This window comes from Cryobacterium inferilacus (assembly GCF_019599185.1).
Lineage (GTDB): Bacteria > Actinomycetota > Actinomycetes > Actinomycetales > Microbacteriaceae > Cryobacterium > Cryobacterium inferilacus.
Genome location: NZ_JAIEUL010000025.1, coordinates 32,519 through 49,016 on the forward strand (window position 1 = coordinate 32,519; position 16,498 = coordinate 49,016).

12 protein-coding genes and 1 tRNA gene are annotated in these 16,498 nt (G+C 68.1%); 4 read left to right on the forward strand and 9 right to left on the reverse strand.

The window, feature by feature from the left end; genetic code table 11:
* Positions 1–177 precede the first annotated feature (177 nt).
* The 8 genes from prfA to argS all read right to left on the reverse strand — a co-directional run bounded on the left by prfA (position 178) and on the right by argS (position 11,619).
* Positions 178–1,257, reverse strand: coding sequence for a peptide chain release factor 1 (prfA, locus tag K2F54_RS17015; RefSeq protein WP_220607048.1), 1,080 nt, complete (start codon positions 1,255–1,257; stop codon positions 178–180).
* Positions 1,257–3,869 (reverse strand): transcription termination factor Rho, encoded by a 2,613-nt coding sequence (gene rho, locus K2F54_RS17020; RefSeq protein ID WP_308287719.1) that lies wholly within the window; start codon positions 3,867–3,869, stop codon positions 1,257–1,259. The genes prfA and rho overlap by 1 nt, the downstream gene beginning before the upstream one ends.
* Positions 3,870–4,168: 299 nt before the next feature.
* A complete protein-coding gene (gene thrB / locus K2F54_RS17025) occupies positions 4,169–5,122 on the reverse strand; it encodes a homoserine kinase (protein WP_374107313.1) in 954 nt (317 codons plus the stop codon).
* Positions 5,119–6,240, reverse strand: coding sequence for a threonine synthase (gene thrC / locus K2F54_RS17030; protein WP_255577238.1), 1,122 nt, complete (start codon positions 6,238–6,240; stop codon positions 5,119–5,121). Before thrC ends, thrB begins: the two co-directional genes overlap by 4 nt.
* Positions 6,240–7,577 carry a homoserine dehydrogenase gene (locus tag K2F54_RS17035; protein WP_220607050.1) on the reverse strand — a complete coding sequence of 446 codons (1,338 nt, stop codon included), beginning with the start codon at positions 7,575–7,577 and terminating at the stop codon, positions 6,240–6,242. Before K2F54_RS17035 ends, thrC begins: the two co-directional genes overlap by 1 nt.
* Positions 7,574–9,013: a diaminopimelate decarboxylase gene (gene lysA / locus K2F54_RS17040; protein ID WP_220607051.1), complete on the reverse strand. Its 1,440-nt coding sequence runs from the start codon at positions 9,011–9,013 to the stop codon at positions 7,574–7,576. The genes K2F54_RS17035 and lysA overlap by 4 nt, the downstream gene beginning before the upstream one ends.
* Before the next feature lie 144 nt (positions 9,014–9,157).
* Positions 9,158–9,940, reverse strand: coding sequence for an LmeA family phospholipid-binding protein (locus tag K2F54_RS17045; protein ID WP_220607052.1), 783 nt, complete (start codon positions 9,938–9,940; stop codon positions 9,158–9,160).
* 2 nt (positions 9,941–9,942) lie between these two features.
* Positions 9,943–11,619, reverse strand: a complete 1,677-nt coding sequence (argS, locus tag K2F54_RS17050) for an arginine--tRNA ligase (RefSeq protein ID WP_220607053.1) — start codon at positions 11,617–11,619, stop codon at positions 9,943–9,945.
* 43 nt (positions 11,620–11,662) lie between these two features.
* Here argS and K2F54_RS17055 point away from each other — a divergent pair, with 43 nt between their 5' ends.
* The 4 genes from K2F54_RS17055 (at position 11,663) to K2F54_RS17070 (ending at position 15,522) form a co-directional block, all read left to right on the forward strand.
* Positions 11,663–12,340 carry an iron ABC transporter ATP-binding protein gene (locus tag K2F54_RS17055; RefSeq protein WP_220607054.1) on the forward strand — a complete coding sequence of 226 codons (678 nt, stop codon included), beginning with the start codon at positions 11,663–11,665 and terminating at the stop codon, positions 12,338–12,340.
* 109 nt (positions 12,341–12,449) lie between these two features.
* Positions 12,450–13,880, forward strand: a complete 1,431-nt coding sequence (locus K2F54_RS17060; RefSeq protein WP_220607055.1) for an HNH endonuclease — start codon at positions 12,450–12,452, stop codon at positions 13,878–13,880.
* Positions 13,881–13,962: 82 nt separating this feature from the next.
* Positions 13,963–14,034, forward strand: a tRNA-Arg gene (locus K2F54_RS17065).
* A 120-nt stretch (positions 14,035–14,154) separates the two neighbouring features.
* Positions 14,155–15,522: an NAD(P)-binding protein gene (locus K2F54_RS17070; protein WP_220607056.1), complete on the forward strand. Its 1,368-nt coding sequence runs from the start codon at positions 14,155–14,157 to the stop codon at positions 15,520–15,522.
* Positions 15,523–15,648: 126 nt separating this feature from the next.
* On the opposite strand, the gene K2F54_RS17075 is transcribed toward K2F54_RS17070, so the two are convergent.
* The gene (locus tag K2F54_RS17075; RefSeq protein ID WP_220607057.1) at positions 15,649–16,275 is read right to left on the reverse strand and encodes a recombinase family protein; all 627 of its coding nucleotides are present in this window, start codon (positions 16,273–16,275) and stop codon (positions 15,649–15,651) included.
* Between the last annotated feature and the right edge of the window lie 223 nt (positions 16,276–16,498).

Here is a 16,498-nt window from a genome sequence, read left to right on the forward strand (position 1 = left end):
AACGCGACCAACACGCCGGTCGAGCCCGTCGAGACCACGCCAGCCAATCCCGGGGACGCTACCGCAGCATCCGCAGACCACCCCACCAGGTTTCGACAAGCTCAACCAACGAGCGGCTGTGAAACGAGAAGAGGCGCCCTGGCCTGAGCCGGGGCGCCTCTTCACGTGGAGCGGGTGCTAGTCGTGGTCGCCGATCTCGGCGAGGCGGGTGGCCTCGTCGGCGGTGATGCACGAGTCGATGACGGCATCCAGGGCACCGTTCATCACGGTGTCCAGGTTGTACGCCTTGTAACCGGTGCGGTGGTCCGCGATCCGGTTCTCCGGGAAGTTGTACGTGCGGATGCGCTCGGACCGGTCCATGGTGCGGATCTGACCCTTGCGCACGAGCGAGGCGGCCTCGTCGATCTCTTCCTGCTGCCGGGCGAGGACGCGCGCGCGAAGCACTCGCATACCCGCTTCCTTGTTCTGCAGCTGACTCTTCTCGTTCTGCATGGCAACCACGATCCCGGTGGGAAGGTGGGTGATGCGAACGGCGGAGTCGGTCGTGTTGACCGACTGACCGCCGGGGCCGCTGGAGCGGTAGACGTCGATCTTGAGGTCGTTCGGGTGCAGCTCGACCTCTTCGGGCTCATCCACTTCGGGGAAGACGAGAACGCCCGCCGCCGAGGTGTGGATGCGTCCCTGTGACTCGGTGGCCGGCACCCGCTGGACACGGTGCACACCACCCTCGTACTTGAGGTGTGCCCAGACGCCCTCCGCGGGGTCGGCCGAGTTGCCTTTGATGGCCAACTGGATGTCTTTGATGCCGCCGAGGTCGCTCGAGGTTTGCTCGATGATCTCGGTCTTCCAGCGCTTGGACTCCGCGTAGTGCAGGTACATGCGCAGCAGGTCGGCGGCGAACAGTGCGGATTCCGCACCGCCCTCCCCCATCTTGATCTCCATGATCACGTCACGGGCATCCAGCGGGTCGCGCGGGATCAGCAGGCGACGCAGCTTCTCGGCGGCGTCCTCCAACTGATCCACGAGCCCCGGGATCTCGGCGGCGAAAGACTCATCCTCGTCGGCCAGTTCCCGGGCGGCGTCGAGATTGTCGCCAATCTCTTTCCACTCGGTCCACGCCGCGATGATGCGGCTGAGCTCGGCGTAGCGGCGGTTGACCTTCTTGGAACGGGCGGGGTTGGCGTGCAACTCCGGGTCCGCCAACTGGGACTGCAGCTCGTCGTGCTCAGCCTGCAGAGTCAGGACAGACTCGAACATCAGTGATCCTTGTCTGACCCGTTCGGGGTCGGCATCGACTTCTGAACCTGCATCAGGAACTCGACGTTGGAGGACGTCTCCTTCAAGCGGCCCAGGATGACCTCGAGCGCCTGCTGCTGCTCGAGTCCGGCGAGGGCGCGGCGCAGCTTCCAAGTGATCTTGACCTCATCGGCGCTCATCAGCATTTCTTCGCGGCGGGTGCCGGATGCGTTGACGTCGACGGCGGGGAAGATCCGCTTGTCGGCCAGGTGGCGCGACAGGCGCAGCTCCATGTTGCCGGTGCCCTTGAACTCCTCGAAGATGACCTCGTCCATCTTGGACCCGGTCTCCACCAACGCGGAAGCGAGGATGGTGAGCGAGCCACCGTTCTCGATGTTGCGGGCAGCACCGAAGAACCGCTTGGGCGGGTACAGCGCGGATGCGTCGACACCGCCGGAGAGGATACGACCCGACGGCGGGGCGGTCAGGTTGTAGGCCCGGCCGAGGCGGGTGATCGAGTCGAGCAGCACGACGACGTCGTGGCCCAGCTCCACCAGGCGCTTGGCCCGCTCGATGGCGAGCTCGGCGACCGTGGTGTGGTCCTCGGCGGGGCGGTCGAAGGTGGAGGCGATGACCTCACCCTTCACCGTGCGCTGCATGTCGGTGACCTCTTCCGGGCGCTCGTCGACCAGGACGACCATGAGGTGCACCTCGGGGTTGTTCGTGGCGATGGCGTTCGCGATCTGCTGCATGACGATGGTCTTGCCGGCCTTGGGCGGCGCGACGATCAGGCCACGCTGGCCCTTGCCGATCGGGGCGACCAGGTCGATGATGCGCTGGGTCAGCTTGCCAGGCTCGGTCTCGAGGCGCAGACGCTCCTGCGGGTAGAGCGGGGTGAGCTTCTGGAACTCGACCCGGCTGGCGGCTTCCTCAACGGTCAGGCCGTTGATGGAGTCGACCTTGACGATCGCGTTGTACTTCTGGCGGCCGCTCTGGTCGCCCTCGTGCGGCTGACGGATCGAGCCGACGACGGCGTCACCCTTGCGCAGGTTGTACTTCTTGACCTGGCCGAGCGAGACGTAGACGTCGCTGGCACCGGGCAGGTAGCCGGAGGTGCGCACGAACGCGTAGTTGTCGAGCACGTCGAGGATGCCGGCGACCGGGATGAGCACGTCATCGTCGGTCAGTTCGGGCTCGAAGTCGTCGTTGGTGGCGCCGCCGCGACGCTTGCGGTCGCGGAAACGGCTGCGGTTGTTGCGGCCGTTCAGCTCGTCCTCCGGGCCGGAGTTGCGGTCCTGACCCTGGCTGCGTTCCTGGCCCTGACGTTCCTGCTGGGCGCGGTCGCTCTGCTGACGGTCGCCCTGGTTGCGCTCGCCCTGCTGACGGTCCTGGCCCTGGCCGCGGTTGCCGGCCTGGCGCTGGTTGGCCTGACGGTCGTCGCCACGCTCGCCACGGTCATCCGCTGCCTGCGGGGCACGGTCGCCCTGGTTGCGCTCGCCCTGGTTCTGGTTGCGGTCGCCCTGGGTGCGGTCGCCGCCGCGGCTGCGGTTGCGGTTGCGGCCCTGGCGGGGCTGCTCGTTCTGCTCGGTGTCTGCACCGGTGGTCTCGGGCTGCTCGGCGGGCTCGGCCTGCTCTTCGGCCTCGACCTGCTCGGTCGGCTCGGCCGGTTCGGCCTGCTCGGCCCGCTCGGTACGTGCGCCGCGCTGGTTGCGCTGGCGGCCGCCGCGCTCGTTGCGCTCGGCGCGCACGACGCCCTCGGGGCGCTGGATGCGCGACTCGGTGCTGTCGGCGTCGACGGTGTCGGCCTCGACCGGTGCGGCGGTGGACTCGGCGGGAGCCTCGTAGCCGTCTTCGGCGTTCTGTGCGTCGATCAGGCTGCGTGCGTCGAAGGCGTTGCGGGCGGTGGCGGCGTTGGCGTTGTTGCCACCGTTGCGTCCTCGGCCGTTGCTGCGGCCCTCGTTGCGGTTCTCGTTACGGCCTTCGTTGCGGTTGTCGTTGCGGGTGTTGCCGCCGCGACGGTTGCGGGAGTTGCCCGCGGGGGCTTCGGTGGCCTGCTCCTCGGCGGCGGCGGGCGCCTCGACGGATGCCGGTGCCTCGACGGATGCAGCGGCCTCGGCGACGAGCGCGGCGGCGACGGCCTCGGTGATGGTGGCGGTGCTGGCGCGCTTGCGGGCCTGGCGAACCGGCTTCTCGGCGGTCGGGGCATCGGCGACGATGTCACCCGCGGTGGCGCCGGCGTAGGTGGTCGGGGCGGTGGTCTTGCGGCGGCTGCTGCCGGCCTCCGGCAGGATCAGGCCGAGGCCCAGTTCACCGTCGGCGTTGACGTGGGCGCCGGCGGGGGCCGACGTGGTGGTGCTGACCCGGCGGGAGACGCGCTTCTTCGGCGCGGTCTCAGCGGCGGGAGCGGCCTCTGTGGTCACCTCGACGGGGGCGTCGACGACGACGGCGGCGGCAGCTGCCGGCTCGGCCGACGGGGACTGCGTCGCGGTGATGGCGTCTACGAGCTCACCCTTGCGGAGTTTGGATGCGCCCTGGATACCCAGTTCGCCGGCCAGAGCCTGAAGCTCGGCGACGCGGAGGGTGGAGAGGCGTGAGATGTCCACACCATCGGCGTGGAGATTGACGTTGGTCACGAAGTATTGTCCTTTCCCCTGGCGCTGATGAGCCGGCCAGAGAAGATGTTGCAGCGCCGTTGCGCTGCGGGTGATCCAGTCCCACACAGTGGCGGATTGGAATGAACACACACACAGCCACGCACACATACGCAGTAGCAGTGAGTTACAGGGAATACACCAGAGAACAGATCCGCTAGTGGCGGTTTCTATCGGGTGCGCAACAACTCTAGCAGGTTCGAACTGCACTTCGCATTCCGCCGACCATGAGAAAGGCCCCCTCCTGGCGTGCGGAGGGGGCCGAGCTCGAGGTTCACGACTCAGACGTCGGTGCGGGTGACCGTGGCGCCCTTGAAATCGACGGCCAGCATGAGCGACTGCCACGGGGTGTCGGAATGCTGGGCGATGAGGTCGGCCGCGACCAGGCGCTGGCCGGGATCGCTGGCCAGGACCAGGATCGACGGGCCGGCCCCTGAGACCACGGCGGCGAAGCCGTGATCGCGCAGCAGGGTGATCAACCGGTTGGTCTCCGGCATGGCCGCGGCCCGGTAGCTCTGGTGAAGCTTGTCCTCCGTGGACACCAGCAGCAGCTCCGGGCTCTGGATGAGCGCGGCGATGAGCAGGGCGGATCGGGACAGGTTGAACACGGCATCGGAGTGCGGCACCGATTCGGGCTGCAGGCTCCGCGCCAGCGCGGTGGACATGGCGTGCTCCGGCACGAACACCAGCGGGGACACACCACGGTGCACCATCAGCTTCTTGTGCCGGGGACCGTCCGGCTGCATCCACGCGATGGTGAGACCGCCGAACAGGGCGGGCGCCACGTTGTCCGGGTGCCCCTCCATCTGGGTGGCGAGCACCAGCAACGCGTCGGAGTCGATGTCGACGATGCCCTCGAGCAGGCCCTTGGCGGCCATGATGCCCGACACGATGGCGGCACCGGATGACCCCATGCCGCGGCCGTGCGGGATCACGTTCTCTGCGACCAGCTTGAGCCCTGGCAGGGGGATGTCGTAGGCGGCGAAGGTGTGCGCGATGGCGCGCACCACGAGGTTGCTCTCGTCGGTGGGCACCTCGCCGGCGCCGACGCCGTGCACGTCGACGAACACACCGGGCGTCTCCTGCACCTCGACCTGCAGGTGGTCGTAGTGCGCGAGGGCCAGGCCCAGGGTGTCGAAGCCGGGGCCGAGGTTCGCCGTGGTGGCGGGCACCTTCACGACGACCGAGCGACCGGCCAGTGCGTTGCGTCCCACAACGGGGAGCGCGGTGGTCACTTCTGGCCCAACCCCAACACCTCGGCGATGGCCGCGGTGTCGACCGGAACGATGGTGGGCTTGACGTCTGAACCGTCGGCGGTGCGAAGCGCCCACTGCGGGTCCTTCAGGCCGTGGCCCGTGACGGTGAGCACAACCGTGGCGCCGGCGGGGATCTGGCCGGCGTCGGCGCGCTCGAGCAGGCCGGCGACGCTGATCGCGGAGGCCGGCTCCACGAAGATGCCCACCTCGGCGGAGAGGATGCGGTAGGCCTCGAGGATCTTCTCGTCGCTGATCGCGCCGAAGTAGCCGTCGCTCACCTCGCGGGCGTTCAGGGCGAGGTCCCACGAGGCCGGGTTGCCGATGCGGATGGCGCTGGCGATGGTCTCCGGGTGCTCGACCCGGTGGCCGAGAACGATCGGGGCGCTGCCGGCGGCCTGGAATCCGAACATCCGCGGCAGCTTGGTGGTGGCGCCACGGGCGAGTTCTTCGCTGTAGCCGCGGAAGTATGCGGTGTAGTTGCCGGCGTTGCCGACCGGGACGATGTGGAAGTCCGGTGCGTCTTCGAGCACCTCGACGACCTCGAACGCGGCCGTCTTCTGTCCCTCGATGCGGTCGGGGTTGACGGAGTTGACCAGGTGCACCGGGTAGTTCGCGGACAGGTCGCGGGCGATGTCGAGGCAGTCGTCGAAGTTGCCCTGCACCTGCAGCAGCTGGGCGTTGTGCGCGATGGCCTGGCTGAGCTTGCCCATGGCGATCTTGCCCTCCGGCACCAGCACGACGGCCTGGATGCCGGCGTGGGTGGCGTACGCGGCGGCGGAGGCCGAGGTGTTGCCGGTGGAGGCGCAGATGACGGCCTTGGCACCGTCTTCGACGGCCTTGGAGATCGCCATGGTCATGCCGCGGTCCTTGAAGGAACCGGTGGGGTTCATGCCCTCGTACTTCACCCACACCTTCGCGCCGGTGCGTGCGGACAGCGCGGCGGCGGGAATCAGCGGGGTGCCACCCTCACCGAGCGTGACGATCGGGGTGGCGTCGCTGATGTTCAGCCGGTCGGCGTACTCGCGCAACACACCGCGCCACTGACGGGACTGGGTCTTGACCATCTGGTGCTGACCGGTCTCTCGTTCGCTGGACATCAGACTCCTTCAACTCTTAATACGGATGCGACTTTGGTGACGACACTGTTGGCGGCAAGGTCGATCACGGTCGCGGCAAGCGCTGCCTCCGTGGCCTCGTGCGTCCCAATGACAAGGGTAGCTGTGCCCGAGACGGCCTCGTGACTGGCCGTTCCTGGCTCTGCGGGCGCCATCGACTGTTCGACGAGCGCGAGCGAAACATGGTTTTTGCTGAACACCCCGGCGATTGTGGAGAGCACGCCCGGTTCGTCGGTGACCTCGAGGATCACCGCGTACCGGGTGGTCACCTTGCCGATTTCCAGCACCGGCAGGTCGGCGTGGATCGACGCGGCGAAGCCGGGACCGCCGACGACGTGGCGGCGAGCCACCGAGACGACGTCGCCGAGCACGGCGGATGCGGTCTGCACTCCCCCGGCGCCCGCGCCGTAGAACATCAGCGGTCCGGCGGCCTCGGCCTCGACGAAGACGGCGTTGTTGGCGCCGTGCACCACCGCGAGGGGGTGACTGTTGTGCACCATCGCCGGGTAGACGCGGGCGGAGACGCCCTCGACCCCGGTCTCCGGGTCGGTGAGACGTTCGCAGATGGCGAGCAGCTTCACCACGTACCCGGCGCTGCGGGCGGATTCGATCTGCTGCTGGGTGACCTTGGTGATGCCCTCGCGGTAGACGCTCTCGATGGGCACGTGGGTGTGGAAGGCGAGGCTCGCCAGCAGAGCGGCCTTCTGCGCGGCGTCGTACCCCTCGATGTCGGCGGTGGGGTCGGCTTCGGCGTAGCCGAGCTCTGTGGCGGTGGCGAGGGCCTCGTCGAGGGTGTCGCCTGCGGTATCCATCCGGTCGAGGATGAAGTTCGTGGTGCCGTTGACGATGCCGAGGATGCGGTTGACCCTGTCGCCGGCGAGGCTGTCACGCAGCGGGCGCACGATCGGGATGGCGCCGGCGACGGCGGCCTCGTAGTTCAGCTGCGCGCCCACCTGGTCGGCGGCCTCGAACAGCTCGGCGCCGTGCTGGGCGAGCAGCGCCTTGTTGGCGGTGACGACGTCGGCGCCGGAGTTGATGGCCATCAGAATGTAGCTGCGGGCCGGTTCGATGCCGCCCATCAGTTCGATCACGATGTCGGCGCCCAGGATCAGCGCGTCGGCGTCGGTGGTGAGCAGTTCCTTCGGCAGGTCTGCCGTGCGCGGGGCGTCGAGATCGCGCACCAGGATACCGACGAGCTCGAGGCTCGCCCCCACCCGGTTGGCGAGCTCGTCGCGGTGCTCGAGCAGCAGCCGGGCCACCTGGGCTCCGACCGAACCGCCGCCGAGCAGGGCGACGCGCAGATTGCGGTATTCGATCATCGGGTGGATTCCTTCATTTCGTTATCCGAGCGGGTCGTGGCCTCGTGAGCCGTCTCCGCTATGCCCGTGTCCCTCGCCAGCAGATCGTCGATGGTCTCCCCGCGCACGATGACCCTGGCTTCACCATCGAATACGGCCACGACGGCGGGCCGCCCCAGGTAGTTGTAGTTGCTGGCCAGCGACCAGCAGTACGCCCCGGTCGCTGGGACCATCACCAGGTCGCCCGGTGCCACATCGCCCGGCAGGTAGTCGGCGTCCACGACGATGTCGCCGCTCTCGCAGTGCTTGCCGGCGATGCGCACCAGCGCGGCGTCGGCATCCGTCACCCGGTCGGCCAGGCGCACCGAGAACTCGGCACCGTAGAGCGCGGGGCGGGCGTTGTCGCTCATGCCGCCGTCGACGCTCACGTACAGCCGGGTGTTGTCGCCGATGCGCACGGGCTTGATGGTGCCCACCTCGTACAGGGTGACGCCGGCCGGTCCGATGATGACCCGGCCCGGTTCGATGGCGATGACGGGCACCGGGATGCTGCGGCGCGCGCACTCGGCGGCGACGATGTCGGCCAGTCCGGCGGCCAGGTCGGTGATCGGGCTGGGGTCGTCGGTGCTGGTGTAGGCGATGCCGAAGCCGCCGCCGAGGTTGAGCTCTGGCACGGGGCCGTCGGTGAGCAGCTCGGCGTGCAGGCTGAGCAGTCGGGAGGCCGACTCGGCGAAGCCGTCGACGCCGAAGATCTGTGAGCCGATGTGGCAGTGCAGGCCGAGGAAGTTGAGGCTGGGCTGGGCGCGGATCGCGGTGACCAGGGCCGGGGCGTCTTCGAAGACGACGCCGAACTTCTGGTCTTCGTGCGAGGTGGCCAGGAACTCGTGGGTGTGCGCGTGCACGCCGCTGTTCACGCGCAGGCGCACGTTCTGCACGATGCCGTGGCGCAGGGCGGCCGCGGCGACCCGGTCGATCTCGATCGGGCTGTCGATGATGATCGTGCCGACGCCCACCCGGGTGGCCTGGTCGATCTCGGCCACGGACTTGTTGTTGCCGTGGAAGCCGATCCGGCCGGGCGCGACACCGGCGGCCAGGGCCACAGCGAGTTCGCCGCCGCTGCAGACGTCGATGTTCAGCTCGGCGTCGACCATCCAGCGGGCGACCTCGGTGGAGAGGAACGCCTTGGCGGCGTAGTAGACCTTGACGGTGGTGCCGATGCGGGCGAATTCGGTGTCGAAGGCGCGGCGGAGTTCGACGGCGCGGGTGCGGGCATCCGTCTCGTCGACGACGTAGAGCGGCGTGCCGAAGCGGGCCGCAAGATCTGGTGCGCTGACGCCGCCGATGGTGATGGCGCCGTCGTCTGAGCGGTGCGCCGACGCGGGCCAGAGGCCGTCGGTGAGCACGTTGGCGTCAGCTGGGGGGCTGAGCCACTCGGGGGCGAGTGGATTATGGGCCACGGGTGAAAACCTCACAGGAGTCAAGTGGGTGTCTCACGAAGTGGCGAGCGAACCCGGATTGGTCCCTGAAGCCAGCGAAGAGACGCGCCGAAACGGCGCGGAAAGCTACCGGAATTCTAGCGACTGCGAGTTGCGCGCGCCGAATCAAGCGGGCGAACAGGTACCCAGGGTGGTGAGCGACTGTTCGGTGAGCGTCAATGTGCTCGACTCCAGCGTAATGCGTGCGCGGGCCGCCGTCGCATCCACACCGGTGAGTGTGACGCCCTGTGGCAGGTACTGGGCCACGCAGATGGTCACTGGCTGCTCACCGAGGATCAGGTCGAGCACGTTGCTGGCGTCGATGCTGCCTGCGCCGCTGCTGAGCTCGGCGCTAGTGGGGGTGAGCACGAGCGCCTCGGCGGTGGTGGACGGCGCGGCCGTGGCCTGATAGCCCACCTCGAAGCCGAACAGGCTGACCGAGCCGGCGTAGGTGACCGCGTTGTCGGCGAGCTTCAGCTCGGTGGCTCCGGCCTGGATCGGTCCGCCGGATGAGTCGGACTGCCCGCCCGACTGCAGCAGGGTGTTGAGCGCGGCCTCGTCGAGGTCGATGCTGCCGGTGACGTTGCCGATGGGCTGGGACGTGTCGGTGGGCACGTCGGCGGCGCGGATGTCTACGGCGACGGTGGCACCGTCGATGGTGAGCGCCGGCGCGACGAGGCGCACCGCGTCGAACGACCCGGTCAGGTACTGGGCGATCACGGAGAAACCGCCGATCTCCACGGCGACGTCGCCGGTGACGTTCTCGGGCAACCGGTCGGCGATCTCCGCCTGGGCCCGGTCCTCTGCGTAGCCGCGAAGCACGGTATCGGCCACGAAGAACGCGCCGACCAGAGCCACCAGAAGCACACCGGTGATGATGAGACCGCGACCGCGGCGGCGGCGGGTCATGCCTACATCCGCTCGGGCGCGCTGACGCCGAGCAGGCCGAGACCGTTACGGATGACCTGGCCGGTGGCGTCGTTCAGCCACAGCCGGGTGCGGTGCAGGTCGGTGACCGGCTCGTCGCCGAGCGGGATGACCCGGCAGTTGTCGTACCAGCGGTGGTAGTAGCCTGCGACCTCTTCGATATAGCGGGCGACGCGGTGCGGCTCGCGCAGTTCTGCGGCCTGGGCCACAACCCGCGGGTACTCCTGCAGCACCCCGAGCAGGGCGGACTCGCTGTCGTGGGTGAGCAGCTCGGGGGCGAAGGCGCCACGGTCCACGCCGGAGTCGGCGGCGTTGCGGCCGACCGAGCAGGTGCGGGCGTGGGCGTACTGAACGTAGAACACCGGGTTCTCGTTGGTGCGCTTGCCGAGCAGATCGAGGTCGATGTCGAGCTGCGAGTCGCTCGAGGAGCGCACGAGCGAGTACCGGCCGGCGTCCACGCCCACGGCGTCGACGAGGTCGTCGAGGGTGACGATGGTGCCGTTGCGCTTGCTCATGCGCACGGGCTCGCCGCCCTTGAGCAGGTTGACCATCTGGCCGATGAGAATCTGCAGGTTCACGCCGGGCACGTCGCCGAACGCCTCGACCATGGCCATCATGCGGCCGATGTAGCCGTGGTGGTCGGCGCCGAGCATGATCAGGTTCTGGTCGAAGCCGCGCTCACGCTTGTTCAGGTAGTAGCCCAGGTCGCCGGAGATGTACGCCGGTTCACCGTTGGAGCGGATGATGACCCGGTCACGATCGTCGCCAAAGGTGGTGGTGCGCAGCCAGATGGCGCCATCCGCCTCGAAGATGTGGCCGAGTTCGCGCAGGCGCGTGATGGCGCGGTCGACGGCGCCGGATTCGTGCAGCGAGTCTTCGTGGAAGAACACGTCGAAGTCGACGCCGAAGCCGTGCAGCTTCTCCTTGATCTCGGTGAACATGAGGTCGACGCCGATGGAGCGGAAGATCTCCTGCTGTTCGTCGCGGGGCAGGCTGGCGATGTCGCCGTCATAGATCGCGACGACCTGGTTGGCGATGTCGCCGATGTACGCTCCGCCGTAACCGTCTTCCGGGGTGGGCTCACCGAGGTAGGCGGCCAGCACGCTGCGGGCGAAACGGTCGATCTGCGAGCCGTGGTCGTTGAAGTAGTACTCGCGCGTCACATCCGCGCCCGATGCCTTGAGCACGCGGGCCAGGCTGTCGCCCACGGCCGCCCAGCGCACGCCACCCATGTGGATGGGGCCGGTGGGGTTGGCCGAGACGAACTCGAGGTTGATCTTGATGCCGTCGTACATGTGGCCGGTGCCGTAGACCGGGCCGGCGTTGACGATCGTCTGTGCGAGGGCGCCGGCGGCGGATGCCTCGAGGCGGATGTTGATGAAGCCGGGGCCGGCGATCTCCACCGAGGCGACCTCTGGCATGGCCTCCAGGCCCGTGGCGAGCTCGGCGGCGACGGCACGCGGGTTGGTGCCCAGCGGCTTGGCGATCTTCATCGCAACGCTCGATGCCCAGTCGCCGTGGTCGCGGTTGCGCGGGCGCTCGAGGGACATGTCGGCGACAGTGAGGCCGAGGTCTGCGATCTCCGCGCCCTCGCCACGTCGGCGCTCGACCAGGGAGTTGACGAGGTCGAGCAGGGACTGGGAAAGTTCGGCAGGGGTCACGGCGAACAATCCTACCCGGCGGCCCAGTTGATAAGGTCAACGCGTGACCCACTTCAGCTCGACCTCGCTCGTCGCCCGCCGCAGTCTTCGTTCTGGCCTCGCCCTCACCGGCGCCACGCTCGCACTTCTCGCACTGGCCGGCTGCGCACCGGAGGCGGGCACCGAGCCCACCGCGTCTGCTGTGCCCAGTTCCTCCCCCTCCGCCACGGCGTCGACTGAGCCGTCAGCCACCGCCGAGCCGGGCGCCGAGCCCAGCGCCGAGCCCACCGAGACCGCGACGCCCGAGCCGGTTGAACCGGCCGCCGGCGCGGCCGTGGACAAGTCCTGCGATCAGCTGCTCACCCCCGACGACCTGTACGCGATCAACCCCAACCTCGGCACAGACCCGGGGTATGCGCCCATCAGCGCGGCCGCCGTCAACGCCACCAACTACAGCGGGATCTCCTGCGGCTGGCTGAACCAGTCCAGCGGGTCGGTCATCGAGATCTCGGTCGCCATGCCCAACGAGACGCTGGCGAACACGCTCAAGGACGAGGCTCTCGCCACCGGCGAGGCCGTTCCCACCTACGGCAGCGCGCCCCAGGTGGAGGGCTACTTCAGCGTGGAGACCACCACCGCGCAGGCCTTCACCGGCGGTTACTGGGTTTCCGTCACCGACCCGGCCATGTCGGAGCCCGGCGACGCCGAGTCGCTCATGGGCACGGTGCTCGGCAAGCTGTAAACCTCTCTGCGGGGCCGTCGACCCTCCTCCACAGGTGGTGGGTTTCGGGGTTGTCCACCAGTGATTCATTGGCATCGGGAGTGTCGGTGGTGGGTGCTTGACTGTGTCTATGGCCCCCTCGAATGCCACCCCCGACGACCTCCCCGACGACGCCCTGGATCCCACCGCGGAGGCAATCCGCGCGGTCATCGACCCGCTGATCGAGAACGAGAAGGTCATCGCTGCCGGGTATGCGGAGCGCACCCGGTTGTTGGCCGAACTCGACCGGCTCGGCCATGACCCGGCCATCATCGCGGGCCTGTGCGGGGACCCGGTCGAGTCCGGCCGGGGCGACCCCGACACGGGCGCGCACGGGCCGGCCTGGGACGACGAGGAACTCGGCCGCCGCTGCATGGCCGCCGAGGCCGCCGGTGCACTGCGGCTGAAAGCCGGCACGGCCGGCATCCTGATCTTCTCCGCGTGCCGCCTCACCGGCCAACTGCCGGGCTTCCATGCGGCTCTGGCCGAGGGCCATATCACCTGGGGGCACGCGTTGAAGATGCTCGACCTCACCGACGGGGTCCCCGAGGAGATCCTGCCCGCGTTCGAGGAGAAGGTTCTGCCCGCGGCGGAGAAACTCACCTCCACCCAGTTCGCCCGGGTCGCCGGCCGCATCCTCGAACGGATGCACCCGGTGCCGCTGCAGGAACGCGCCGGCACCGGCTTTGTGAAGCGCCGCGTCGTGGTGAACCCCGACGCGGACGGCATGGCCTGGCTGAACGCGTACCTCAAGGCCGAGGATGCCCAGTCGATCTACGACCGGCTCAGCCACATCGCCGTGAACCTCGGCGACGACGACGAGACTGCACCTGCGCCCGGCGCTGATGCGGCAGCGCAGGGCCGCACCACGGACCAGCGCCGCGCCGACGCCTACCGCGACCTGCTGCTGGACGGCATCGGCCCGAACGGGCTCGGCCACGGCATCCGCGGCACCGTGCACCTCACCGTGCCCGCGCTGACCCTGCTCGGCAGAAGCGACGAACCCGCCATCCTGGAGGGGTACGGGCCGATCGACCCGGAGACGGCCCGGCGGATCGCCGGCACCGCCACCAGCTGGACCCGCATCCTCACCCACCCCGAGACCGGCTGCCGACTCAGCATGGGCCGCGAGCAGTACGCGCCACCGGCCGACATGCGCCGCTACCTGCAGGCCCGCGACCACACCTGCCAGGGCATCGGCTGCACCCGCCGCGCCACGCTCAGCGAAATCGACCACACGAGGCCCTGGAACACCGGCGGCAGCACCGACGTCGACAACCTCGTGCACCTCTGCAAACCCTGCCACCGGCTGAAACACCAATCCAGCTTCCACACCAGCCAAGGCCCCGGCGGCACCCTCACCTGGACCACCCCCGGCGGCAAAAAATACACCAGCCGACCCGACTCGATGGCCCACACGCCATCCGCTTCGCTCGGCACGATCGAGCCGCACCCACCTGCGCCACCACCAACGCCACCACCAACGCCACCGCGACGGGACCAGACCCCTCCCCCGTTCTGACCCTTCTGATTCGGCCGCCCTGCACACACTATCCCGTGGGGCAAAGTCGTCCGCCCAGGGATGCTAACCTAGAGGTTCCTGGGCCCCCATAGCTCAGGGGATAGAGCACTGCCCTCCGGAGGCAGGGGCGGCAGTTCGAATCTGCCTGGGGGCACACTGTCACGTGAGACGCCAATTCTCCGTCCCATTCCCCGTCGGGTAGGAGCGGATTGCTCTTCGTTGCGTCGACTCCTGTGCCGTTGACGCGGCCCCCAGCGAGTGTCACCGTTAACACATGGCTCGAACCCTTGAGACCGACTACCTTGTGGTGGGCGCGGGTGCCATGGGGATGGCATTTACCGACACGTTAATCGACCACGCCGACGTGCGCGTCGCGATGGTCGACCGCCGTCACGGCGTGGGCGGGCACTGGCTGGAGGCGTACCCGTTCGTCAGGCTGCATCAGGCCTCGGCGTTCTACGGCGTCGCCTCGAGAATGCTGGGTGGCGGCAAGCTCCAGGTGAGCGGACCGGAGGCCGGGCTTCAGGAGCGGGCGTACCAGGCCGAGATCACCGCGTACTACGGGCAGATGCTCGACCGGATGCTGGAGACGGGCAAGGTCGACTTTCTGCCCAACAGTCACTTCGACGGCGACCACACCGTCGTCTCGCACGTCGCCGGGGTTCAGTTCGAGGTGCCCGAGTCGTGCCGGATCGTGAACGCCCACTACCTCGCTCCCAGCATCCCTGCCGAGACGGCACCGCCGTTCGATGTCGCCGACACTGCTCGCGTCCTGCCCATCAATGACCTCGCGCGGCTGGAGGAGGCGCCGAGCCGGTACGTCGTCGTGGGCGCCGGCAAGACCGCGAGCGACGCCTGCATCTGGTTGCTTGCACGCGGCGTGGACCCCGACGCGATCTGCTGGGTCCGGCCTCGCGACCCGTGGATGTTCAACCGCGCGCTCATCCAACCCGATCCCGCAATCTTCCTCAGCACGGCTGCCGACATCATGCAGATCTCCGAAGGCGCGGCCTCGCTCGGCGGCTTGTTCCTGCAGCTCGAGGACGCCGGGATCCTTCTGCGCATCGACCGTTCGGTCACGCCGACGATGGCCAAAACACCGACTCTCGCGTCGTGGGAGCTCGACCAGCTTCGCTCCATTTCAAACGTCGTCCGCCGCGGGCACATCGAGTCTGTGGATCGCGGCAAGCTCACCTTCGCCGACGGCGCCATACAGGTTGCGGATGATGCCCTCATCGTGCACGCCGCGGCGGACGGCCTGAAGTACCCACCCCTCGTCCCAGTGTGGCGGCAGGAGGACATCACGCTTCAGCCGATCCGGACGGGCTTCCCGTGCTTCGGCGCCGCCCTGATCGGGTATGTCGAGGCCACCCGCACCGACGATGCCGAAAAAAACCGGCTCTGCCCGCCTTCGAACTACGGCAATTCGATGTCCCAGTGGGCGAAAGCGACCGTTCTCGGCACCCGGGCCGCGATCAACTTCACTGCCCAGCCCGACATCAAGGCGTGGTCGGACGGGGTTGCGCTCAACCCGGCGCGAGTGCCGCCGGGATACCCGCATTCCGCTGTGTTGGACGACGCTCGCGAACGTCTTGCGATCCACACCCGTCCGGCGCTGGCGAGGCTCGTCGAGCTGATGTGACCTCAGGCTGTGCTCGGACGCTCTTTCAGTCGCGCCACCGCCCGAGCTGGCATGCGGGGCGGCGCGCTTCTGCTCACTGTGGGGTGGGGCAGGATCGCGTGTCCGATGTACGGTGGCACAGGACGTTCAGTTGGAGCTTGCGTCTGTTGCGATCCGGCCAGACTGGTCTGGCAATAGGCCCAGAAGGCGCGCCCGACGGTAGTACGTGGCGCGGGACATTCCGAAATCACGCGCCACCTCTGCGGTTGGTTCTCCACCTGCGATGAGGCGGCTCGCGTTGCGGATCTGCCTGTTGCTGATGACCCGCGGGCGGCCGCCAAGGTTCTTGCCGGCCTTGCGGCGTCTATCGATCGAGTCGAGCACGCGTTCTCGCTTGATTTCGTGTTCCATGTGGCCGAGGGCAGCCAGAACCGTGAACAGCATGGATCCTGTCGGTGTCGCTGTGTCGACGTCGCCACCGCCAAGATCGAGGACCCGAAGCTCGATGCCGCGGCCGTTGAGGTGCTCGGCGAAAGCAAGCACGTTCTGTGTCGATTGGCCGAGCCGGTCGAGGCTGGCGATCACGAATGTGTCGCCGGGTTCAAGTGCGGCCAGTGCACGATCCAACTGCGGGCGCGATGCTCGGGCGCCGGAACTCCCTTGATCAACATAGAAGTCATCCCGCCGGACCCCAGCAGCCAGAATGTCGGCCTGCTGCCGGTCGTCTGACTCCTGCCGACTTGATACCCGCGAGTACCCGATCAGCTTTTCCACAGCGCTCCTCCTGTGTCTTATAACTAACGATGCCTAGCGCCATTCGAGCAAATGGTTATGTGACGTGGTTATGAGATTCGCCGTGCCGCGAGATTAGCCTGGATCTGAGAATGTGCGGGTGACAGCCTCGAGCTGTCTTGTATGCCTAGAGTTATAAGACACTAGATCGTGTTGCAGATAGGGCGCCCTTGTGGGCATTCAAATCGCGCGGGGTAAACGTGCA